Source organism: Tsukamurella tyrosinosolvens (genome assembly GCF_900104775.1).
Classification (GTDB): Bacteria; Actinomycetota; Actinomycetes; order Mycobacteriales; family Mycobacteriaceae; genus Tsukamurella; species Tsukamurella tyrosinosolvens.
Window position 1 is genome coordinate 3,003,269 of sequence record NZ_FNSA01000003.1, and the last position, 20,527, is coordinate 3,023,795.

General features: G+C 72.4%; 21 protein-coding genes. 9 read left to right on the forward strand and 12 right to left on the reverse strand.

The genetic code is table 11. The features are described 5' to 3' along the window. The first annotated feature begins 47 nt into the window (after nt 1–47). Nucleotides 48–947 carry a DUF2236 domain-containing protein gene (locus BLW32_RS16895; protein ID WP_068739769.1) on the forward strand — a complete coding sequence of 300 codons (900 nt, stop codon included), beginning with the start codon at nt 48–50 and terminating at the stop codon, nt 945–947. Then, entirely contained in the window at nt 944–1,720 is a 777-nt protein-coding gene (locus BLW32_RS16900) for an enoyl-CoA hydratase/isomerase family protein (protein ID WP_068739771.1), read from the forward strand. Before BLW32_RS16895 ends, BLW32_RS16900 begins: the two co-directional genes overlap by 4 nt. Here BLW32_RS16900 and BLW32_RS16905 read toward each other — a convergent pair. The 4 genes from BLW32_RS16905 to BLW32_RS16920 all read right to left on the reverse strand — a co-directional run bounded on the left by BLW32_RS16905 (nt 1,717) and on the right by BLW32_RS16920 (nt 5,684). Next, nucleotides 1,717–2,376 carry a PIG-L deacetylase family protein gene (locus BLW32_RS16905; protein WP_068739948.1) on the reverse strand — a complete coding sequence of 220 codons (660 nt, stop codon included), beginning with the start codon at nt 2,374–2,376 and terminating at the stop codon, nt 1,717–1,719. The genes BLW32_RS16900 and BLW32_RS16905 overlap by 4 nt on opposite strands. Nucleotides 2,377–2,403: 27 nt before the next feature. Beyond that, the gene (locus tag BLW32_RS16910; protein WP_308044390.1) at nt 2,404–3,597 is read right to left on the reverse strand and encodes a GAF domain-containing protein; all 1,194 of its coding nucleotides are present in this window, start codon (nt 3,595–3,597) and stop codon (nt 2,404–2,406) included. Between the two features lie 22 nt (nt 3,598–3,619). Further along, complete coding sequence (locus tag BLW32_RS16915) at nt 3,620–4,390, reverse strand: acetoin reductase (RefSeq protein WP_068520441.1); 771 nt, start codon at nt 4,388–4,390, stop codon at nt 3,620–3,622. 91 nt (nt 4,391–4,481) lie between these two features. Then, nucleotides 4,482–5,684 (reverse strand): helix-turn-helix domain-containing protein, encoded by a 1,203-nt coding sequence (locus BLW32_RS16920; RefSeq protein WP_225535809.1) that lies wholly within the window; start codon nt 5,682–5,684, stop codon nt 4,482–4,484. 139 nt (nt 5,685–5,823) lie between these two features. Here BLW32_RS16920 and BLW32_RS16925 point away from each other — a divergent pair, with 139 nt between their 5' ends. Next, a complete protein-coding gene (locus BLW32_RS16925) occupies nt 5,824–7,656 on the forward strand; it encodes a flavin-containing monooxygenase (protein ID WP_068739950.1) in 1,833 nt (610 codons plus the stop codon). A 79-nt stretch (nt 7,657–7,735) separates the two neighbouring features. Here the strand turns inward: BLW32_RS16925 and BLW32_RS16930 are convergent, their stop codons facing one another. Further along, nucleotides 7,736–8,341: a TetR/AcrR family transcriptional regulator gene (locus tag BLW32_RS16930; protein WP_068626369.1), complete on the reverse strand. Its 606-nt coding sequence runs from the start codon at nt 8,339–8,341 to the stop codon at nt 7,736–7,738. Between the two features lie 66 nt (nt 8,342–8,407). On the opposite strand from BLW32_RS16930, the gene BLW32_RS16935 reads away from it, so the two are divergent. Then, nucleotides 8,408–9,022 (forward strand): NADPH-dependent FMN reductase, encoded by a 615-nt coding sequence (locus BLW32_RS16935; RefSeq protein WP_068739773.1) that lies wholly within the window; start codon nt 8,408–8,410, stop codon nt 9,020–9,022. Next, nucleotides 9,019–10,425: a DHA2 family efflux MFS transporter permease subunit gene (locus BLW32_RS16940; RefSeq protein WP_139286231.1), complete on the forward strand. Its 1,407-nt coding sequence runs from the start codon at nt 9,019–9,021 to the stop codon at nt 10,423–10,425. The genes BLW32_RS16935 and BLW32_RS16940 overlap by 4 nt, the downstream gene beginning before the upstream one ends. Here the strand turns inward: BLW32_RS16940 and pheT are convergent. The 3 genes from pheT to BLW32_RS16955 all read right to left on the reverse strand — a co-directional run bounded on the left by pheT (nt 10,396) and on the right by BLW32_RS16955 (nt 14,677). Beyond that, a complete protein-coding gene (gene pheT / locus BLW32_RS16945) occupies nt 10,396–12,864 on the reverse strand; it encodes a phenylalanine--tRNA ligase subunit beta (protein WP_068739775.1) in 2,469 nt (822 codons plus the stop codon). The two genes, BLW32_RS16940 and pheT, sit on opposite strands and share 30 nt — an antisense overlap. A gap of 52 nt (nt 12,865–12,916) precedes the next feature. After that, nucleotides 12,917–13,972 carry a phenylalanine--tRNA ligase subunit alpha gene (gene pheS / locus BLW32_RS16950; RefSeq protein ID WP_068626366.1) on the reverse strand — a complete coding sequence of 352 codons (1,056 nt, stop codon included), beginning with the start codon at nt 13,970–13,972 and terminating at the stop codon, nt 12,917–12,919. Between the two features lie 75 nt (nt 13,973–14,047). Continuing rightward, complete coding sequence (locus BLW32_RS16955) at nt 14,048–14,677, reverse strand: TetR family transcriptional regulator (RefSeq protein ID WP_068739777.1); 630 nt, start codon at nt 14,675–14,677, stop codon at nt 14,048–14,050. Between the two features lie 70 nt (nt 14,678–14,747). Between BLW32_RS16955 and BLW32_RS16960 the strand changes: the two genes are divergently transcribed. After that, the gene (locus tag BLW32_RS16960; protein WP_068739779.1) at nt 14,748–15,080 is read left to right on the forward strand and encodes a DMT family transporter; all 333 of its coding nucleotides are present in this window, start codon (nt 14,748–14,750) and stop codon (nt 15,078–15,080) included. Next, complete coding sequence (locus BLW32_RS16965) at nt 15,077–15,496, forward strand: DUF5360 family protein (RefSeq protein ID WP_068739781.1); 420 nt, start codon at nt 15,077–15,079, stop codon at nt 15,494–15,496. The genes BLW32_RS16960 and BLW32_RS16965 overlap by 4 nt, the downstream gene beginning before the upstream one ends. Here BLW32_RS16965 and BLW32_RS16970 read toward each other — a convergent pair. Continuing rightward, nucleotides 15,465–15,869 (reverse strand): MmcQ/YjbR family DNA-binding protein, encoded by a 405-nt coding sequence (locus tag BLW32_RS16970; RefSeq protein WP_068739784.1) that lies wholly within the window; start codon nt 15,867–15,869, stop codon nt 15,465–15,467. The genes BLW32_RS16965 and BLW32_RS16970 overlap by 32 nt on opposite strands. 20 nt (nt 15,870–15,889) lie before the next feature. After that, entirely contained in the window at nt 15,890–16,144 is a 255-nt protein-coding gene (locus BLW32_RS16975; RefSeq protein WP_139286232.1) for a hypothetical protein, read from the reverse strand. 96 nt (nt 16,145–16,240) lie between these two features. On the opposite strand from BLW32_RS16975, the gene BLW32_RS16980 reads away from it, so the two are divergent. Both BLW32_RS16980 and BLW32_RS16985 read left to right on the forward strand, forming a co-directional pair. Then, entirely contained in the window at nt 16,241–16,843 is a 603-nt protein-coding gene (locus tag BLW32_RS16980; RefSeq protein ID WP_068739787.1) for a nucleoside deaminase, read from the forward strand. 61 nt (nt 16,844–16,904) lie between these two features. Next, nucleotides 16,905–18,386, forward strand: a complete 1,482-nt coding sequence (locus BLW32_RS16985; RefSeq protein WP_068739789.1) for a nucleobase:cation symporter-2 family protein — start codon at nt 16,905–16,907, stop codon at nt 18,384–18,386. Here BLW32_RS16985 and BLW32_RS16990 read toward each other — a convergent pair. Both BLW32_RS16990 and BLW32_RS16995 read right to left on the reverse strand, forming a co-directional pair. After that, entirely contained in the window at nt 18,320–19,672 is a 1,353-nt protein-coding gene (locus tag BLW32_RS16990) for an acyltransferase family protein (protein ID WP_068739791.1), read from the reverse strand. The two genes, BLW32_RS16985 and BLW32_RS16990, sit on opposite strands and share 67 nt — an antisense overlap. Nucleotides 19,673–19,728: 56 nt before the next feature. Beyond that, on the reverse strand, nt 19,729–20,526 hold the full coding sequence (locus BLW32_RS16995; protein WP_068739793.1) for a TrmH family RNA methyltransferase: 798 nt from the start codon (nt 20,524–20,526) through the stop codon (nt 19,729–19,731). Between the last annotated feature and the right edge of the window lies 1 nt (nt 20,527).

Genomic DNA, 20,527 nt, shown 5'->3' on the forward strand with positions numbered 1-20,527 from the left:
CTAGGAACGGTAGAGTTCCAACTTTCCGACGGGCCCAGGGAGACGCGATGCGATCCACAACGACCACCCCCTCCGACGCTCTGATCAGCGCGGCGGCGCTGCGCCGCCGGATGGACGCGCTCGACCCCGTGGCCGATCACGAGGAGCTCACACACCTGAGCCTCGAGGTCAAGTACGGCGACGGCCTGTTCGTGCACGCCGCGTACACCGTCGCCTTCGCGCGCCAGGTCGCGCTCCCGTCCATCGCGCGGATCGTCCACCGCAAGGGCACCGGCGACATGATGAAGGACGTCCGCCGCCGCAACGACGACACGCTGGTCTTCTTCGGCGAGATGCTCCGCAACGGCCACAGTTCCCCCGCCGGGCGCGCCGCGATCGACCGCATGGAGTCGATCCACTCCCACTTCGGGATCGGCGACGACGACAAGCTCTACACCCTCGCCTCCCTCGCCCTCGAGCCCGACCGGATCGCCGACGAGCTCGGCCTGCACCTGTTCACCGGCGGCGAGCGCCTGGCCCGCTTCCTGTTCTGGCGCGGCGTCGGCGTCCGGATGGGCCTGGACGTGCCGGAGTGCCGGTCCGAGTTCCTCGAGTGGGCGCAGGCCTACGAGTGCCGGTACGCCTACACCGAGGGCGGGCGCGCCCTGGTGGACCAGCTCTCCGCGGACTGGCGGGAGCGCTGGTTCCCCGGCCGCGCGGCCCGCTACGCCGATCCCGTCCTGTTCAGCATCTACGGCGAGCACCTGTGCGCGACGCACCGGCTGGACGCACCGTCACCGAGGATGCGCGCCCTCACCGCCCGCGCGATGCGGACCTACGCCGGATCGACCGCCGCCCGGCCGCACCGCCTCCGGCGCTCCTGGGTCGACCATTTCGGCGGCACGCACGGCGAACCGCTCGACATCGCCGACTACGGCTACGGCTCGCGTGCAAGAGTGCGTGCATGACCGAACAGCACACCGGAATCCGCGTCACCGTCGACGGCGCCGTCGCCACCCTCACTCTCGACCGGCCCGAGATCCGCAACGCCCAGGACCCCGTGATGTGGGCGGCGATGGCCGACGCGATCCGATCCTTCGACGACACGGTCCGCGTGGTCGTCGTGCGCGGCGCGGGCGGCACGTTCTCCGCCGGCCTGAACCTGCGCCTGCTCGATCCGGCGCGCACCGGCGAGCCCGGCAACCTGGTGGACGTCGTTGCACTGTCCGACGAGGGCGCCCGGCACGCGATCGGCGTCTTCCAGGAACCCTTCGCGCTGCTGGCCGACGGTCCCTTCCTCACGGTCGCCGTCGTGGAGGGCCACGCGATCGGCGCGGGCTTCCAGCTGGCGCTCGCCTGCGACCTGCGCCTGGCCGCCGACAGCGCGCGGTTCTGCATGAAGGAGCCCGCGCTGGGCCTGGTGCCCGACCTGGCCGGGACGAAGCCGCTGGTCGACGCCGTCGGCTACGCCCGCGCCCTCGAGATCTGCGCGACCGCGCGCACCGTCGAGGCCGACGAGGCCCTGCGCCTCGGGCTCGTCCAGCAGTGCGTGCCCGCGGCGGAGGTCGACGACGCCCTCGCCGCGCTCGTCGGAGCGCTCACCGCGCACGACGCCGTCGCCGTGCGGGAGACCCGGGAACTCCTACGTGCGGCACCCGGGCGGACCGCACGCGAGCAGCGCCTCGCGGAGCGCACCGCGCAGGTCCCGCTGCTGCGGCGCGCGGTGCAGCGGCTGGGCTAGGCCAGATCGCGGAAGCCGACGGTGTGGCGGTGAACGCCGCGCGGGAGGCACGCGGAGGCGATCTGCGCGCGCGCCTGCTCGATGACGGGCGTGCCCGGGTCGAGCACCGAGAGGTACTGGCGGTGCTCGGCGAGCGATTCCACGGCGCGCTCGGTGAACCCGGTGACGTCGACGATGTACGCGGGCTCGGGCGCGGTCTGGTAGGCAGTGACGCCCGCCGCCGCGGCGGCCTCGGCGACCGCGCGGGTGAACTCCATGTGGTCGCTCTGGTTCGGCGCACCGGGCGCCCACTCGGGGCCGCCCCACAGGGTGAGGACGATGTCGGGCTCGTAGCGGGCGATGGATTTGCGGATCGACTCGCGCAGCTCCGGCGTGTTCGTCACCTGCGAATCCGGATAGCCCCAGAAGCGCACCTCGTCGACGCCGACGACGGCGGCGGAACGTCGCTGCTCCTCCTCGCGCACGGGCCCCGCGGTGCCGGGCGTCATGCCCTCGATCCCCGCCTCGCCGGAGGTCGCGAGGCCGTAGGCCACCGTCTTGCCCTGGGAGGTCCAGCGGGCGACGGCCGCCGCCATCCCGTACTCGGGATCGTCCGGGTGCGCCACCAGGACGAGCGCCGTGGTCCAGTCCTCGGGGAAGATCTGCGGCTCGCTCACGGGCTCCACGCTAGAGGCCGGGGGCGGTCAGCGCAGCAACTCGACCGACACGCCGTCGGCGAACCGGTAGGGCTGCGCCGCGATCACGCCCGAGAGCACGCGCCGCAGCCGCGAGATCTCGGCCCGCACGGTGACCACCCGCCCGGGATCCCCGAACAGCGCCTCGGCGAGCTGCGCGGCCGTCCGGCCGGCACCGTCGGCGAGGAGCTCGAGGATCTGCGCGTGCCGGGGCGACGGCTGGTACCGCCACGCTCCCCCGCCGCCCGCGACCGCGACCTCGGGCGCGCGGCCGGGACGCAGGTCGAGCGTGACCCGGGTGATCGTGTCGGGCCCGTCGCCCGGGTCGGGCTGGAGCAGCCAGCCGCCGGGCAGTGGGTCGACGGTGCACAGCCCCAGCTCGGGGAGCCGGACCGACGGCCCCGCCAGGTCGACGGGCAGCGCGACCCGCGAGCGCGGCGGCAGGTCGCCGACGGCGGCCACCCACCCGTTGACGTCGACGGCGAGCCCCGGTCGGCCGAGGCCCGCCAGCATCGGCGCGGCGACGGACCGGAGCCGCTCCAGACCGGCGAGATGCGCCTCGCGCAGCCGGGATTCCGCGAGCTTGGCGACGGTGGACACCAGCGCGAGGGTCGTCGGGTGCACCGTCGCGGCGGGCCCGGAGACGTCCACCACGCCGAGGATGTGGCCGGTGTGCACGTCGCGGATCGGTGCGCCCGCACAGGTCCAGGCGTGGTGGCTGCGCGCGAAGTGTTCGGCGGAGAAGATCTGCACGGGCGTGCGGGACGCGATCGCGGTGCCGATGGCATTGGTGCCCACCTGGTCCTCGGCCCAGCCGGCGCCCTCGACGAAGCCGAGCCGGTCCGCGTGCGCGAGGACCCGAGTCGAACCGGAGCGCCACAGCACCCGCCCGAACCGGTCGGCGACCACCAGGATGTTGTCGCCGTCGGCGGTGAGCGGCGCGAGGCCGGCGGTGAGCTCGTCGAGCACGAGGCCGAGGCCGGACTCCTGGCGGCCGAGCTCGACGTCCATCCAGCCGAGCGCGGGCCCCGGGTCGGTGTCGGGCGCGAGCCCGGCGGCGCGTACCCGGTCCCAGGAGTCGCCGATCACGCCGCGCGGCCGCGCGGGCGGGCGGGAGCCGCTCATGGTCGCGTCGTAGACCTCGGACAGCAGGCGCGCGTAGCGCCGTGGATCCTCGCCCGCCGACATCGCCGGTTCCGTCACGCTCGTCCCCTTCCGCACAGTGTCAGCGGTAGACCAGGCCGCCGTCGATGAGCACGGACTGTCCCGTCATGTAGCCGGAATCGGGTGACGCCAGGTGGGAGACGAAGGCGGCGACGTCCTCGGGCGTCTGCGCCCGTCCCAGCGCGATGCCACCGACGAACTGGTCGTAGGTCGCGCCGACCTCGGCACCGGTCAGCTCGGCGAAGCGGCGGTCGATCTCGACCCACATGTCGGTCCCCACCACGCCGGGGCAGTAGGCGTTGACCGTGATGCCGTGCGTCGCGTACTCCTTCGCGGCCGCCTGGGTGAACCCGCGGACCGCGAACTTGGTGGCGCTGTAGGCGCCGAGCATGGCGAAGCCCTCGTGACCGGCGATCGACGCGGCGTTGACGATCTTGCCGCGCACCCCGCGCTCGATGAAGGACGCCGCCGCGGCCTGGATGCCCCAGAGCACGCCGTCGACGTTCACGGAGAACAGCCGCCGCAGATCCTCGGGCGACACGTCCGCGACCGGCCCGACCAGCGCCACGCCGGCGTTGTTGACCATCACGTCGAGCCCGCCCAGCGCGTCCACGGCCGCCGCGACGACGCCGAAGACCGCGTCGCGATCGGAGACGTCGGCGGTGAGCGCGACGGCACGACGTCCGGTCGCCCGGATCTCCTCCGCGACGGCCTCGACGCCGTCCGCGGTGAGGTCGACGAGCGCCAGGTCGAGTCCGTCCGCGGCGAGCCGGCGCGCGATGCCCGCGCCGATCCCTCGTCCCGCCCCCGTTACCAGTGCGATGCGTGCCATCGTGTGTCCCTTCGTCCGCGTGGTCACCTCCCGGTCTATGTGACCCCGGACACACGCGGCAAAGGTTGCGCGGGGTTGCGGCCTTGCGGATTCAGCGGAGCGTGTCGACCACGACGGCGTCGGCGAAGCGGTAGGGCTGCGCGGCGATGAGCCCGGAGAGCACCCGGCGCAGCCGCGAGATCTCGGCGCGCACGGTGACCACGCGGGCGGGGTCGCCGAACAGCGACTGCGCGACCTGCGCGGCGGTGTGCCCGCGACCGTCGGCGAACAACTCGAGGATCTGGGCGTGCCGGGGCGTGAGCTGGTGCCGCCACTCGCCGGTGGCGCCGGCGACCGTGACCGACGGCGTCCGCCCGACCCGCAGGTCGAGGGTCACCCGGGTGGCGCCGTCACGCGGCTCGTCGGCGACGGGCCGCAGCAGCCACCCGCCCGGCAGCGGTTCGACGGTGCACTGCCCGAGCTCCGGGAGCCACAGGTGCGCCGAGTCGACGACGCTCGGGAGGGTGACCCGGGTGCACGGCGCGAGCTGGCCGACCGCGGCGACCCAGCCGTGGGAGTCGACGACGAGGCCGGGGCCCGAGAGGCCGGCGAGCAACGGGGCGGCGACGGTCCGCAGCTGATCGAGACCGGCGAGGTGGGCCTCACGCAACGTCGCCTCGGCAAGACTCGCGACGGCGGCGACGAGCGCGAGTGTCGTGGGGTGCACCGTCGACGCGGGACCACTCACGTCGACGACGCCGAGCAACCGCCCCGTGCGACGGTCGCGGATCGGCGCGGCCGAGCAGGTCCACGGGTGCTGATTGCGGGCGAAGTGCTCGGCGGAGAAGGTCTGCACCGGGGCGCGCGAGGCCAGCGCAGTACCGATCGCGTTCGTGCCGACGTCGTTCTCGGACCATGCGGCGCCCTCGACGAAGCCCAGCCGGTCGGCCTCGCGGAGGACCCGCGTCGAACCGCTGCGCCACAGGAGGCGCCCCTCGGCGTCGGAGACGACGAGGATGCTCGATCCGGCGTCCGTGATCGGAGCGAGGCCGCCGGTGAAGTCGTCGATGAGCCCGACGAGGCCGGACTCGCGCCGCAACCGGGACAGATCGGCGGAGTGGATCGCCGGGGCGGCACCCGAATCGGGGCGCAGGCCTGCGGCGATGACGCGCTCCCAGGAATCGCCGATCACCTCGCGCGGCCGCGCTGGCGGCCGTTCCCCGGCCATCGTCGCGTCGTACACCTCGGCCAGCAGGCGCGCGTAGGTCCGGGGGTCCTCTCCGTGCGCCACCGCTGGCTCCACTGCGTGTGCCACTCCCCGATTCTGCATCGCCGCTCATCGAGACACGGGCGATCGCCCAGAACGGTGCAACGGGACGCAACCCTTGTAACCCCCATCACACCAGGCGTGTGATTCACACCACAGCACCACACGGAACATGAAGGAGTACGACATGACCGCGATCGCGGAATCGGCACCGGACGTCGCCACCGGCCCCCAGGAGCGGGTCGACGCCTGGCTCGCGAAGTTCGAGGCGGCGCTCGCCGCGCGCGACGTCGCCGCGGCGGCGGACCTGTTCGAGCCCGGCGGCTTCTGGCGTGACCTGGTCTCGTTCACCTGGAACCTGCACACCAGCGAGGGTCGCGACCAGATCGCGGCGATGCTCACCGAGCGTCTCGACGGCACGGCCCCGAGCGGCTTCGCGACCACCGACCCGGCGTCCGGCGACGACGTGGCGGAGGCGTTCATCGGCTTCGAGACCGGCGTCGGCCGCGGCAAGGGCCACGTCCGCATCCGGCAGGGCGACGACGGCGTCGACCGGGCGTGGACGCTCCTGACGACGCTCCGCGAGCTCAAGGGCCACGAGGAGTCCTTCGGCGCCCGCCGCCCCATGGGCGCGGTGCACGGCGCGCACAACGCCGCGCCGACCTGGGCCGAGCGCCGCGAGCAGGAGGAGGCGGAGCTCGGTCGCTCGATCCAGCCCGACACGCTCGTCATCGGCGGCGGCCAGGGCGGCATCGCGCTCGGCGCGCGCCTGCGGCAGCTCGGCGTGCCCGCACTGGTGGTCGACAAGTACGACCGCCCCGGCGACCAGTGGCGCGGCCGCTACAAGTCGCTGTGCCTGCACGACCCCGTCTGGTACGACCACCTGCCCTACCTGCCCTTCCCCGCCAACTGGCCCGTCTTCGCCCCCAAGGACAAGATCGGCGACTGGCTCGAGATGTACACGCGCGTCATGGAGGTGCCGTACTGGTCGCGCACCGAGGCGCTGTCCGCGTCCTACGACGAGGCGAAGGGCGAGTGGACCGTCGAGGTGAACAAGGACGGCGAGCGCCTGACCCTGCACCCCAAGCAGCTCGTGCTCGCGACGGGCATGTCGGGCAAGCCGAACATCCCGGCGTTCGAGGGGATGGACGTCTTCCAGGGCGAGCAGCACCACTCGTCGAAGCACCCCGGACCGGACGCGTACGCGGGCAAGAGGGTCGTCGTCATCGGCGCCAACAACTCGGCGCTCGACATCAGCAAGGCCCTCATCGAGGCCGGCGCCGAGGTGACCATGGTCCAGCGCAGCTCCACGCACATCATCAAGTCCGAGTCCCTCATGGAGCACGGCCTCGGCGACCTGTACAGCGAGCGCGCGGTGGCCAGCGGTGTGACCACCGACAAGGCCGACATGATCTTCGCCTCGCTGCCCTACCGGATCATGAACGAGTTCCAGAAGCCGATCTACGACAAGGTCCGCGAGATCGACGCCGACTTCTACGACGGCCTCGAGAAGGCCGGCTACGAGCTGGACTTCGGCGACGACGATTCGGGCCTGTTCATGAAGTACCTGCGCCGCGGCTCGGGCTACTACATCGACGTCGGCGCTGCGGGCCTCATCATCGACGGCTCGATCAAGCTGGCCAAGGGCGGCGTCGACCACCTGACCGAGGACGCCGTCGTGCTCGAGGACGGCACCGTCCTCCCCGCGGACCTGGTGGTCTACGCGACCGGCTACGGCTCGATGAACGGCTGGGCCGCCGACCTCATGGGCCAGGAGGCCGCGGACAGGCTGGGCAAGTGCTGGGGCCTCGGCTCCGACACGACCAAGGACCCCGGCCCCTGGGAGGGCGAGCAGCGCAACATGTGGAAGCCCACCCAGGTGCCCGGCCTGTGGATGATGGGCGGCAACCTGCACCAGTCGCGGCACTACTCCCTGTACCTGGCGCTGCAGCTCAAGGCCCGCTACGAGGGCATCGACACCCCCGTCTACAAGCTGGCCGACGTGCATCACACCAGCTAGGCGGCCCACCGACTCCGGCCCCGGCGGCAGCACTCAGTGCGCCGCCGGGGCCGGCTCCATGCCCGCCGCCCGCGCGCGGTCAACGACCGTAGGCGGCGAGGAAGACGTCGACGCCGGCGGCGACGATGCGTTCCTCCTCGGCGTGCGCGAGGGCACGTCCCGTGCCGCTCACGCCGCCGACCGAGCCGGCGGTGAGGTTGATCAGGTGCACAGCGGCGAGCTCGCCGTCCTCGATGCGGAGGCGGCCGGCACCGTCGAGCGCGACGAGCAGTTCCCCGATCGCCGCCCGAACCCGGTCCGGCCCCGCGGCGCGCCATCCGGCGAGGACGTCCGGGGCGATGTGCTCGACGTCGGCGTTGATCTGGGCGACCATCCGGAAGTGGTCCCGGCTCTCGGGATCGCGGACGGACCAGGCGCGACCGAAGGCGATGAGGTCGGCGCGCAGGTCCGCGACCCTCGCCAGGTACTTCTCGGCGACGGCGATCTGCCGCTCGGCGACGCGTGTGGCGCTGTCCAGGACGACCGCGCGGAACAGGTCCTCCTTGTTGCCGTACTGGTTGTAGATCGTCCGGGTGGAGACGCCCGCCTCGGCGGCCAGACTCTGGATGCTCGCGCGGCTGAATCCGTCGGCGGCGAAGACTCGCACCGCTCCGCGCAGCAGATCCTGTCGCTTGTCCTCACGCATGCCCTCACCCTTCCATAGGTACAACGACCATTGTATCTAGTGCAATGATCGTTGTACATTGGGATCATGGACACCGCACCGCACACCGAACTCCCCCGCATCGCCGTCATCACCGGGTCCACCCGCCCCGGCCGCCGGACCGACCAGGTGGCCGCATGGGTGCACCGCCGTGCGTCCGACCACCTGCACGGCCGCGCCGAGGTCGTCACCGTCGACCTGGCCGACCAGGACCTGCCCCTCCTCGATGAGCCGTTGCCCGCCGCCTTCGGCGAGTACCGGCACCCGCACACCCGCCGGTGGGCGGAGCTCGTCGGCGCCTTCGACGGCTTCGTCTTCGTCGTCCCCGAGTACAACCACTCGATGCCCGCGGCCGTGAAGAACGCGATCGACTACCTCTACGCCGAGTGGAACGACAAGGCGGCCGGTTTCGTGAGCTTCGGGATCCACGGCGGAGTCCGGGCCGCCGAGCATCTCCGCCTCGTGCTCGCGGAGACGAAGACCGCCTGTGTCCGGACCACGGTGGCGCTGAACCTGTTCGCCGATTTCGACGTGCCCGACATTCGGCAGCGGGGCACGTTCGCCCCGGCGGAGCACCACGAGCCCGCGCTGCTCCGGATGCTCGACGAGGTCGTCGAGTGGTCCACGGCGCTGCGCACGATCCGCGCGGGGCGAGCGTCATGACCGCGACCGCGGCGCGGTCCGGCGACCGGATCGACGGCCGGACCTGGCGCCTGTGCAGCGTGATCGCCGCGGGCGCATTCGCCAGCGGCCTCGACGCCACCATCGTCAACGTGGGCCTCGCCGCCATCGGCGACGCGCTCGGCGCGCCGCTCTCGCTCACCCAGTGGGTGGCGAGCGCGTACCTGCTCGCCCTCGCCGTCTCGCTCCCACTGGCCGGCCGCCTCGGCACGCGGTGGGGTGTGCGGCGGCTCTGGCTCACCGCGCTCGGGGGATTCACCGCCGCGTCGGTCCTCTGCGCCGCGGCGCCGACCGTCGAGACGCTCATCGCCGCACGCGTCGTCCAGGGCCTCGCGGGCGGGCTCCTCATCCCGACGGGCCAGACGATCCTCGGCCTGGCGGTGGGTCCGGAACGGCTGGGCCGGGTGATGGGAACCCTCGGCCTGGCCGTCGCCGCGGCACCCGCGGCCGGCGGGCTGATCGGCGGCCAAGTCCTCGCCGCCGCGCCGTGGCCGTGGCTCTTCCTCATCAACGTGCCGATCGGCGTGGCCGCCGGCGCCCTCGGGTTCCGGCTGATCCCACGCTTCCCCACGGCGCCGCCGGTTCCGCTGCACCGCACCGGCCTCGTACTGATCACGCTCGGGCTGCCGGCGCTCGTCTTCGCCGCGACACGCTGGGGCGAGGCCGGCCGCCTCACGGCCGACGTGCTGGTGATCGGCGCGGCCGCGATCGTCGCGCTCGGTTGGTTCGGCGCCGCCAGCCTGCGCACCGATCACCCGCTGCTCGACCTGCGCCTCTTCGCCGCCCCGGCCTTCCGGGCGAGCGCCGTCGGGGCCTTCTTCGCCGGCACCCTGATCTTCGGCAGCGGGATCCTGTTCGCGCTCTACTTCCAGCTGGGCCGGGGGCTTAGCCCGCTCGACGCCGGCACCAGCCTCCTCGGCCTGGCCGGGGCGACGTGCGTGATCTCGCCGTTCACCGGCCAGTGGGTCGACCGGTTCGGGCCGGCGCCGGTGGTCCTCGTGGGCTCGGTCCTCGCGACGGTCGCCGTCGCGCCGTTCGCAGTGCTGCCGGCGGACGCGCCGGTCTGGCTGGTCCAGGCCCTGCTCGTCGCGGTCGGCGCGTCGATCAGCCTGGTGGCGACGCCCGTCACCGTTGCCGCGTACCGCGCCGTCAGCGCCGGCCAGCTCCCGGGCGCCATCACGCAGGTGAACATCCTGCAGCGGATCGGCGGTTCGCTGGGTGGCGCCCTGTGCGCGGTGCTCGTCGCCTCCGCGGCGGCCGGTCCGGCGGCGGGCTTCCACCTGGCCGCGATCCCGCTGGTCGTCAGCGCGATCGGGTGCGGCGTCGCCGGCGCCCTCCTGTACCGGCGCCGCGGATCAGCGCAGGACGGCGCCGACGGTCGCTGACGCCTTCGCCACCGCGGCGTCGCGGGCCGCGGAAGCCTCGTCCTCGGTCAGCGTCCGATCGCCCGCGCGGAAGCGCAGCGAGAAGGCCATCGACTTGCGGCCCTCGCCCACCTGCGCGCCTGTGAAGACGTCGAACAGCGAGATCGCCTCCAGGAGTTCGCCGGCACCGTCGGCCAGCGCGGACCGGACGGACTCTGCGGGGACGGCGGCGTCGACGACGACCGCCACGTCCTGCAGCACCGCCGGGAACGGCGAGACGACGGGCGCGGGCAGGTTCTCCACGAGCGGGATCGCATCGAGGTCGAGCTCGACGGCGCAGGTGCGGGCCGGGAGCCCGGCACGCTCCAGCGCCGCGGGGTGCAGCTCGCCGGCGTGGCCGATCACCACGTCGCCCGCGAGGACCTCGGCGCACCGTCCGGGATGGAACGGCGCGTACTGCGCCGCCCGGAGCGTGAGCTCGATGTTGCTCGCGCGGCCGATCTCGCGCACGGCCTCGAAGGCGTCCGTCGCGTCGGCGGCGCGGCCCTCGCCCCACGGACCGGCGGGGGTGCGCCGGCCCGTGAAGACGACCGCGATGTGCTCGGGCTGGCTCGGTAGCGAGGCGTTGAGCTCGTCGATCTGCTCCGCGGTCGGGCGGCGGTCAACGGGGATCGGGTCGACGGCGACCGTCGTCTCCGACGGCAGCACGACCTGGGCGATCGTGTACAGCGCGAGGTCGCGCTGGCCGCGGGAGACGTTGCGCGCCAGGATCTCCAGCAGGCCGGGCAGGAGCGTGGTCGCGAGCGACGGCCGGTCCGACTCGAGCGGGTTGAGCACCGTCGTGGTGTTCCGGCGCGGGTCGTCGGCCTCCAGGCCCCAGGTGTCGAAGACGCCGGCGGGGAGGAACGGGCTGGTGAGCACCTCGACGTGGCCGGTGTGCGCGAGCGAGCGGCTCACGGTGCGGCGGCGTCGCTGCCGGGCGCTGAGGCCCCGGCCGCCGGGGGCGGCGGGCAGCACGGGCGGGATCTGCTCCAGCCCCTCGAGCCGCAGCACCTCCTCGACGAGGTCGGCGACCATGGTCAAGTCGGGCCGCCACGTCGGCGGGGTCACCGTCAGGCTGCTCTCCCCCTCCACGGCGCACCCGATCTGGGTGAGGCGGCGCACCGTCGTGCCCGGGGCGTAGGTGATGCCCGCGACGCGGTCCGGACGGTCCGCCGCGATGGTCACCTGCGGGCGCTCGGAGTAGCCGCCGAGGTCGGTGAGCTCGCCCACGACGGTGCCGCCGGCGATCTCGGTGAGCAGGCGGGCCGCCTCGCGGACCGTCCACACGGAGATCGCGGGGTCGACGGTGCGCTCGTACCGCTTGGCGGCGTCCGAGCTCAGCTTGTGCCGCTTGCCGGTGCGGAAGACCTTGACCGGGTTCCAGACGGCGCCCTCGAGGATCACGTTGACGGTGTCGTCGCCCACCTCGGTGGTCGCGCCGCCCATGACGCCCGCGAGCGAGACGGGCCCGGAATCGTCGACGATGACCGCGTCCTCGGGGTCGAGCGTGCGCTCGACGTGGTCGAGGGTCTCCAGGGTCTCGCCGGGGCGCGACGCGCGCACGACGAGGCCGCCGCGCACCTTGTCGGCGTCGAAGGCGTGCAGCGGCTGGCCGCTGAGCAGCATGAGGTAGTTGGTCACGTCGACCGCGGCGCTGATCGGGCGCACGCCGGAGGTGAGGAGGCGGCGCTGCAGCCACCACGGGCTCACGGCCTTCGGGTCGATGCCCTCGACGCGCAGCGCGGTGAAGCGCGTGCAGCCGGACTCGGGCTCGACGGTGACGTCCACACCACCGTCGCCCGCACCCTGCTCGGGCGACGGGGTGGTGATGTCGGTGAAGGGCAGGTCGTAGCTGCAGGCGAGCTCGCGGGCGAGGCCGCGCACCGAGAAGGCGTAGCCGCGGTCGGGCGTCACGTTGAGCTCGATGACGGTGTCGTCCATGCCGAGGACGGGCTTGGCGTCGTCGCCGGGCTCCGCGGTGCCCGCCGGCAGCACGAGGATGCCGGAGTGGTCGGTGCCGAGGCCGAGTTCGGAGACCGAGCAGATCATGCCGTCAGAGACGTGGTCGTAGGTCTTACGGGTGGCGATCTCGAAGCCGCCGGGCAGCACCGCGCCCGGCAGGGCGGCCACGATGAGGTCGCCCTCGGCGAAGTTCCGCGCGCCGCAGACGATGCCACGGGGCTCGGCCTCGCCGACGTCCACCTGGCAGAACCGGATGGGCTTGCGGAAGTTCGTCAGCTCCTCGATGTGCGCCACGCGGCCGATCTTCAGCGGGCCGGTCACGGTGTCGAGCGAGTCGACCTCCTCGACCTCGAAGCCGACGCGCACGAACCCGGCGTCCAGCTCGTCGGCCGTGACGCCCCAGTCGGGGGTGTCGCGGCGGAGGATCTCGGTGAGCCATGACTGTGCAACGCGCACGGTGGAAGTCCTTCTCCTGGGTGAAATTCTGCGGTGCTGGGGTGCGCCGGCGCTAGCCGCGGACGCCGAAGGGCAGGGTGAAGCGGACGTCGCCCTCGACGATGTCGCGCATATCGGACAGGCCGGTGCGGAACTGGAGGGTGCGCTCGAGGCCCATGCCGAAGGCGAAGCCCGAGTACTCCTCCGGGTCGATGCCGCAGGCGCGCAGCACGTTCGGGTTGACCATGCCGCAGCCGCCCCACTCGATCCAGCCGGCGCCGCCCTTCTTGTTCGGGAACCACACGTCGACCTCGGCCGACGGTTCCGTGAACGGGAAGTAGTTCGGCCGCATGCGGGTGGTGGTCTCGGGTCCGAACATCGCCTTCGCGAAGGCCTCGAGGGTGCCGCGCAGGTGCGCCATCGTCAGGCCCTTGTCGACGGCGAGCCCCTCGACCTGGCTGAACACCGGGGTGTGGGTGGCGTCCAGCTCGTCGGTGCGGAAGGTGCGGCCCGGGCAGGCCACGTAGATCGGCACGTCGCGCGTGAGCATCGACCGCACCTGCACCGGGGAGGTGTGGGTACGCAGCACCTGCCGCGAGCCCTCGGGCGCGACGTAGAAGGTGTCCTGCATGGAGCGGGCCGGGTGGTCCGGGAGGAAGTTGAGCGCGTCGAAGTTGAAGTGCTCGGTCTCGACCTCGGGGCCCTCGGCGATCTCCCAGCCGATGCCCACGAAGAAGTCGGCGACCTCGTCGGCGATGATGCTGACCGGGTGGCGGGCGCCCTGCGGGGCGCGGGCCGACGGCAGCGTCACGTCGATGGACTCGGAGACGAGGACGGCGGCGTCGCGCTCGGCGTCGAGCACCGTCTTGCGCTGCTCGTAGGCCGCGCGGGCGCGGCCCTGTGCGACGTTGACGCGCTTGCCGGCGTCCTTGCGCTCCTCCTTGGGGATGGAGCCGAGGGCACGCTTGCTGAGCGCGAGCGGCGACTTCTCCCCGAGGTGGGCGAGCCGGGCGGCGTTCAGGGCCTCGAGGTCGGACGCGGCGTCGAACGCCCGCGCGGCCTCGTCGGCGAACGCGTCGAGCGCGGCTTCGCTGAGGTCGTCGACAGGGGCGATCTGGTCTTCCGACACTGCTCTGGGCTCCTCGGTGCGGGTGGGACGGTACCCGACCAGACTAGTCGACGGCGTTCCGCGGACGGAATCGCATTACCGCTGGTACGCGCCCACCAGTTCGGCCAGCGCCCGACGGTGCGCGGCGCGACGATCCGCGGAGACGGCGCGGTCGACGACCATCCCCCACACAGCCGCGGCCGCCGCGACGGCGCGGCCGGGTTCACCGGCGGCGCGCGCCACGCAGAAGCATCCCACCGTCATCGCGACGATCGCCTCGCCCTCTGCAGCGACGTCGATCTCGTCGCCGAGGTCACCCTCGTCGCGGGCGGCGGCGAAGAGCGCAGCGAACACCTCGCTCCACTCGTGCACCGGTCGCGACCACGGAGCCAGTTCGGGGTGAGGGCGGTCGACGACCACGCCGAAGGCGGCTCGGAAGCGTACGTCGTCGACCGTGGCCACGAGCGCCTGCAGCGTGATCTCGGCCGCGTGCAGGACCGGCATCCCCGGAATCGTCGGCGACGCGAGGGCAGGTGCGAACTGCTCCGCGACCAGGGCACCGACGAGCGCCGCCTTGGACGGGAAGTGGTGGTACATCGCCCCCTTGGTTACTCCGGCGCGGGCGAGAACGTCCACGAGCGCGGCACCGTCGTATCCGCGCGCATCGACGACTTCCGCCACCGCGTCGAGGAGCGCTTCCCGCGTCCGCGCTGCCCGTTCCTGCATCGCTCCCCCTCTTGACAGTTCACACCGATCCCGTGAAACATACCAACCGGTCTGAATTAGTGGAGGTGAAATGTCCCGCACCGCAACTCTCCTTCTCGCGGCGGCCGTCGTCTGCGAGGTCGCCGGCACCCTCGCGCTCCGCGCGACGGACGGCTACAAGAGCCTCTGGCCGCTCATCATCGTGATCCCCGGCTACCTCGGCGCCTTCGCCTTCCTCGGGCTGTCACTCCGCGAGATATCCGTCGGCGTCGCGTACGCGGTCTGGTCCGCGGCGGGCACCGTACTGGTCACCGGCTCGGCGGCCCTCCTCTTCGGCGATCGCGTCTCCGCGACCACGATCGTCGGCATGGCCGTGACCGTGATCGGTGTCGCGATCATCAACCTCTCGACGGCAGCCGAATGAGGGGCGCGAAGGCGACGCTCCTCGCGATCGATCTGGCCCTGGCCGCCTACTGGGCGGCGATCATCGCCGGCGCCCTCCCCGAGCAGTGGCGCTTCCGCGACTACTCGAACCCCGTCGTCCAGACGTGGAACTGGTCGTTCCTCCCGCTCGACGTGCTCGCCGTCGGCCTCAGCGCCGGGGGGCTGCAGCTCATGCGCACGCGACCGTCGACAGGGCGGATCGTGCTCACCGCCGGTTGTGCACTCACCTTCTGCGCGGGCCTCATGGCGATCTCGTTCTGGGCGCTCGCGGGCGACGTCGACCTCCTCTGGTGGGTGCCCAACGTCGCACTGATGGCGGTCCCGGCGATCGTCGTCATCGGCCTCGCCCGCACCCCCGCGGACGTCAGCGAGCGCGCTCAGCCAGCCAGACCCTGACCACGGTCTTCGGCGCGCACGCGCACCAGGCGTCCTCGATGACTTCGGCCAGTTCGTCGCGGGTGATCTCACCAAGCCGGGACGCCCGGATCAGGACGGCGTTGTAGCCGTCGAAGTGCGGCGTGGTGAAGAACGGCCCGTCCGCCTGAACCAGCGCGAGCTTGTCGGATTCGTCGGGCGTGCGGATCAGGATCACGTCGTCGAGCCGGACGCCGTCGGCGTCGACCGCGTCGGGCCGCGGAGACCGGTTGCCGCAGAAGACCTTCTTGCTCACCTGCCACGCCGGGCGGCCACCCCACGCCGCGACCTCCACGACGCGGGGCAGGGCGAGCGCGATCGCGGCCACGTCCTCGATCCGCGCCGCTCTCGTCACGAATCCGACGGTACGCCCGCTCAGCGGCAGTTCGCGACGTACGGCATCGAGCCGTACGGACCCCAGATCTTCGATTCGGCATCGGCACGCGCCGCCGCCCGATTCGGTCCGGTGCCGTGCACCGTGCCCGCGAACGACGAGAACTGGTTGCCGAACTGCTGCGCGTAGACGTCGCAGGTGACGGTGAGGGGCGCGCCGGGCGCGGCCTGTGCGACAGCGGCGGGGGCCACGACCACGCCCAGTCCGACGATTCCCGCGATGACGATGCGCTTCATCTCGATCTCCTCCACATTATTCGACACCTTTCATTCATCACATCACACCGTCGTGGTCGCCGCGCGCCCGGAGCACGCATACGGTGTGATGAGCGCATGACGGACGTGCCCCGCCTGCTGACCGTGATCGCCGACGAGATCGTGCCGCTGACCCGCGCCGGCGTCGCGGCGGGGAACAAACTGTTCGGTGCGGCGATCCTCCGCACGAGCGACCTGAGCACCGTGATCGCGGCTACCAACGACGAGACGTCGAACCCGCTCTGGCACGGCGAGATCCACGCGATCAAACAGTTCTACGAGCTCGACGACCGCCCTGCGCCCGCGGACTGTCTGTTCCTCGCGACGCACGAACCCTGCTCCCTGTGCCTGTCGGGCATCGCCTGGTCCGGCTTCGACAACTTCTCCTACCTGTTCAGCCACAGCGACTCCGAACGATCCTTCGCGATCCCGCACGACATCCGGATCCTGACCGAGGTCTATGCCGTCCCCGACCCCGACCGCACGGCACCGGCGCCCGGCCGTGACCTGTACAACCGGAGCAATGCGTTCTTCCGCGCAACCGACCTCATGCCGCTCGCGCGAGCCGAGTGCCCCGACCGGTTGGAGGACCTGATAGCGGTCTACGACGACCTGTCCCGGACCTACCAGGCGAGCAAGAACGAGGACGGTTCCGCATCGGGCAACATCGCCCTGGCGTGATGCAACACCGCCGTCACATCGAGGCAATCGATCGACGGATCGGGCTGCCTACCGTCGGGCCATGGCGATCACGACGACGGACGGCGGCACGCCGCACACGCGACCCGAGGACGAGTACCTGGGCGTCGGGAAGACGCTCGGCTACGGGATCCAGCACATCCTCGCGATGTTCGGCGGTGTCATCGCCGTTCCGCTGATCGTGGGCGGCGCGGCCGGCTTGGACACCGCGCAGAAGGCGCTCCTCGTCGCGAGCGGGCTGTTCGTCAGCGGCCTGGCGACGATGCTGCAGACGCTCGCCGTGCCGTTCTTCGGCAGCAGGCTGCCGTTGGTGCAGGGCACCAGTTTCGCGACCGTCTCGACGATCCTCACGATCCTCGCCGGCGACCCCGAACACGGGCTCCGTGTCGTCTTCGGATCGTTGCTCGTCGCCGCGGCGATCGGTCTGGCCATCACCCCGTTCTTCGCGCGGGTGATCCGCTTCTTCCCACCCGTCGTGACCGGGTCGATCATCACGGTGATCGGCCTGTCGCTCATGCCGGTCGCGGCGGGGTGGATCACGGGGCAGCCGACGATCACCGTCGACGGGCAGAAGGTGGCCAATCCGGATTTCGCGGCGCTCCCTAGCATCGGCCTTGCGATGTTCACGTTCCTCGCCGTCGTCCTGCTCAGCAAGGTGCGCGTGTTCTCCCGGCTGTCGGTGCTGCTGGGGCTGGCGGTCGGCACCGTCGTCGCCCTGATCTTCGGCCGCGCCGATGTCGGCGCCGTGGGATCCGCGTCGGTGTTCTCCCTCCCCCACCCCTTCGCCTTCGGCGGGCCGATGTTCGAGATCGGCGCGATCGTCTCGCTCACCGTCGTGATCCTGGTGACCATGGTCGAGACCACCGCCGACATCCTGGCGGTCGGCGAGGTCGTGGGCACGAAGGTCGATGCGCGTCGGGTCGCCGACGGGCTGCGGGCCGACATGGCGTCCTCGTTGCTGGCGCCGGTGTTCAACTCGTTCCCCGCCACCGCGTTCGCGCAGAACGTCGGGCTGGTCGCGCTCACCGGGATCAAGAGCCGGTTCGCCGTGGCGGCGGGCGGCGCGATCCTCCTGCTCCTCGGGCTGTCCCCGATGGCGGCGGCCGCGTTCAGCGTGATCCCCGGGCCGGTGCTCGGGGGCGCCGGGATCGTGTTGTTCGGCACCGTCGCGGCCAGTGGGATCCGCACTCTCGCCAAGGTCGACTACCAGGGCAACAACAATCTGCTCATCGTCGCGGCGGCGATCGCCTTCGGGCTCATCCCCGTGGTCTCCACCGACTTCTGGCACGCCTTCCCCGCCTGGTTCGTGGTGATCTTCCACTCGGGCATCAGCGCGGCGGCGATCGTGGCGGTGGTCCTCAACCTGCTGTTCAACGTCCTCCTCCCCGGCGCGCCCGCTCAGCCGTCGATCGTGGCGGCCGGCCCCACGGTCGGAGTTCCCGGCGGCGAACGCGTGGTTCAGGAGTCCGACGGTGCCGGCGCGCCGTCGGCCACGGCGGCGCGGGGCGCGCGCACGTCCGCCTGAGCCGCACCGGCGACCGCCCTCGCCGTGCCGAGCGCCCCCACGAACGCGACGAGCGCCCACCACCCCGTCGATGAGCCGAGTCCCTCCTTCGCCATGAGCAGCACCGCCACCCCGGCGACGCACACGAGACCGCCCGCGAGGGCGCCTCGTGCACCGCGGGCCGTGACGCGGGCGTCCCACCACGGGATCCGTCGGTGCTCCAGCGGCGAGAGCAGGACGAACAGCGCGAACATCACGACCGCGAAGACCGCGGCGCGCAGCGCCATCAGGCCCCAGAATCCCGATTGGGCCGGGTCGACCGCGTCGACGCCCACGGCGTGCAGCGCGAAGGCCGCGACGGCGATCGCGGGGATGTGCCACAGGTAGAGCGTCATCGCGCCGCCGTTGCCCACCGCCACCGGGTACCAGACCCGCGGGCTCCGGGCCCACCGGCCGATAGCGGGCGCCGCCGCGACGAAGAGCAGGCTCACCCACACGCAGTGCAGTCCCAGGAGGAACGTGGGCGGCGTGGTGTTCGAGAAGGTCTCGGCCCCGGTCACGACGAGCGGCACGTCGTACGGGCCGACCACGACCGCGGCGACGGCCGCGACGAACGCTACCGCGGCGGCCGCCAGCGCGAACCGGGCCGGAATCATCCGGCGCGCGTATGCCACGCCGATGACCACGGGGATCAGCCACACGACCAGGAAGTTCGGGAAGCCCCACTCGATCGCGCCCGTGGCGAGGCGCGCACCGTCGACCAGCGCGGAGGCGGCCAGCAGCAGCACGACGATCCCACCGAGCGCTGCGGCGCCGCACCGCATCAGCGCGGGCACGAACGCCAGGACCAGCAGGTACACGCCGATGAACCACAGCAGCGCGACGGACTCACCGCCGAGGCGCTCGGCGCTCGATTCCCCCAGGATCAGCCGCGTCGCGCCCAGCGCGAGCGACCAGAACGCCAGGTACCAGAACACCGGGCGGGCGAGCCGCTGCGCCCGTCCTAGCAGCCACCCGCCCCACGCGGTCCCCGGCTTCAGTCCGTAGGCGGACGAGGCCGCGCCCGCGAGGAAGAACAGCGGCATCACCTGCAGCACCCAGGTGATCGGCTGCAGGGACGGCTGCGCGCCGAGGGTATTGCCCACCCACACGCCCGACGGGGTGACAGTAGCGAGCAGGAGCACGCAGTGGCCGAACATGACGACGAGCAGGCTCGCGAGGCGGGCGACGTCGATCGCGCGGTCGCGGGTGTCCGGGGTGCCGTCGAGGACGGCGGCGCGGGCGGGCAGCAATCTCATGGTCACCATGCTTCCGGCGCGGGCGCCGTTAGGGATGAGTAGTCCTACCCGGAATCGGTGAGAACCTATCCCCGATTCTGCACGCGGGAGCTGGCGTAGAGGCAGATCGACGCGGCGGTGGCGAGGTTGAGGGACTCGGCGCGGCCCCGGATGGGAATGGCGATGCGGTGGTCGGCAAGGGCCTGCAGGGCGCGCGGCAGGCCGTGGGCCTCGTTGCCGAACAGCCAGGCGGTGGGGCCGGCGAGCAGCTCGTCGGCGTCGTCGAGCGAGACCTCCCCGTCGGCGGCGGTCGCGAGCACCGTCAGGTCCGAGTCCTTGAGCTGCGCGATCGCCGCGGCGGCGTCGCGCTCCTGCACGACGGGCAGGTGGAAGACGGAGCCGGCGGAGGCGCGCACGACCTTGCCGTTCATCGGGTCGACGGCGTCGCCGGCGAGGAGCACGGCATCCGCGCCGACCGCATCGGCCACGCGGATGACGGTGCCGGCGTTGCCGGGCTCCGCGACGTCGACGGGTACGGCGACCAGCCGCGCACCGTCGGGCACGCGAGCCTCAGGCAGGGCCCGGCAGACGGCCACGATGCCGGGCGGGGTGACGGTGTCCGACAGGCCCCGCATGGCACGCTCCGTCACGTAGGCCTCGCCGCCGGTGAGCAGCTCGGGGTACCGCTCGGCCCCTTCCTCGGTGACGAAGAGCTCGTCGACGAGGCCCGCGGCGAGCGCGGAGGTGACGGCGTTGGAGCCCTCCGCGAGGAACCGCCCGGCCTTGCGGCGGCCCGCGGCGCGAAGGAGCTTGGACGCGGCAACGACCCGCGGGGTCCGCTCCGTGAAGAGCTGGTCCGCGGGTCGTTGCGAGTGCTGCGTCAAG

What these genes read in the sequence shown, in the direction of transcription:
- BLW32_RS16930 (WP_068626369.1), bottom strand. Translation starts at nt 8,341, where the DNA reads ATGCGTGAGGACAAGCGACAGGATCTGCTGCGCGGAGCGGTGCGAGTC.
- BLW32_RS16980 (WP_068739787.1), top strand. Translation starts at nt 16,241, where the DNA reads ATGACGGACGTGCCCCGCCTGCTGACCGTGATCGCCGACGAGATCGTG.
- BLW32_RS16990 (WP_068739791.1), bottom strand. Translation starts at nt 19,672, where the DNA reads ATGGTGACCATGAGATTGCTGCCCGCCCGCGCCGCCGTCCTCGACGGC.
- BLW32_RS16915 (WP_068520441.1), bottom strand. Translation starts at nt 4,390, where the DNA reads ATGGCACGCATCGCACTGGTAACGGGGGCGGGACGAGGGATCGGCGCG.
- BLW32_RS16965 (WP_068739781.1), top strand. Translation starts at nt 15,077, where the DNA reads ATGAGGGGCGCGAAGGCGACGCTCCTCGCGATCGATCTGGCCCTGGCC.
- BLW32_RS16895 (WP_068739769.1), top strand. Translation starts at nt 48, where the DNA reads ATGCGATCCACAACGACCACCCCCTCCGACGCTCTGATCAGCGCGGCG.
- BLW32_RS16935 (WP_068739773.1), top strand. Translation starts at nt 8,408, where the DNA reads ATGGACACCGCACCGCACACCGAACTCCCCCGCATCGCCGTCATCACC.
- BLW32_RS16985 (WP_068739789.1), top strand. Translation starts at nt 16,905, where the DNA reads ATGGCGATCACGACGACGGACGGCGGCACGCCGCACACGCGACCCGAG.
- BLW32_RS16900 (WP_068739771.1), top strand. Translation starts at nt 944, where the DNA reads ATGACCGAACAGCACACCGGAATCCGCGTCACCGTCGACGGCGCCGTC.
- BLW32_RS16925 (WP_068739950.1), top strand. Translation starts at nt 5,824, where the DNA reads ATGACCGCGATCGCGGAATCGGCACCGGACGTCGCCACCGGCCCCCAG.
- BLW32_RS16940 (WP_139286231.1), top strand. Translation starts at nt 9,019, where the DNA reads ATGACCGCGACCGCGGCGCGGTCCGGCGACCGGATCGACGGCCGGACC.
- BLW32_RS16975 (WP_139286232.1), bottom strand. Translation starts at nt 16,144, where the DNA reads ATGAAGCGCATCGTCATCGCGGGAATCGTCGGACTGGGCGTGGTCGTG.
- BLW32_RS16955 (WP_068739777.1), bottom strand. Translation starts at nt 14,677, where the DNA reads ATGCAGGAACGGGCAGCGCGGACGCGGGAAGCGCTCCTCGACGCGGTG.
- BLW32_RS16960 (WP_068739779.1), top strand. Translation starts at nt 14,748, where the DNA reads ATGTCCCGCACCGCAACTCTCCTTCTCGCGGCGGCCGTCGTCTGCGAG.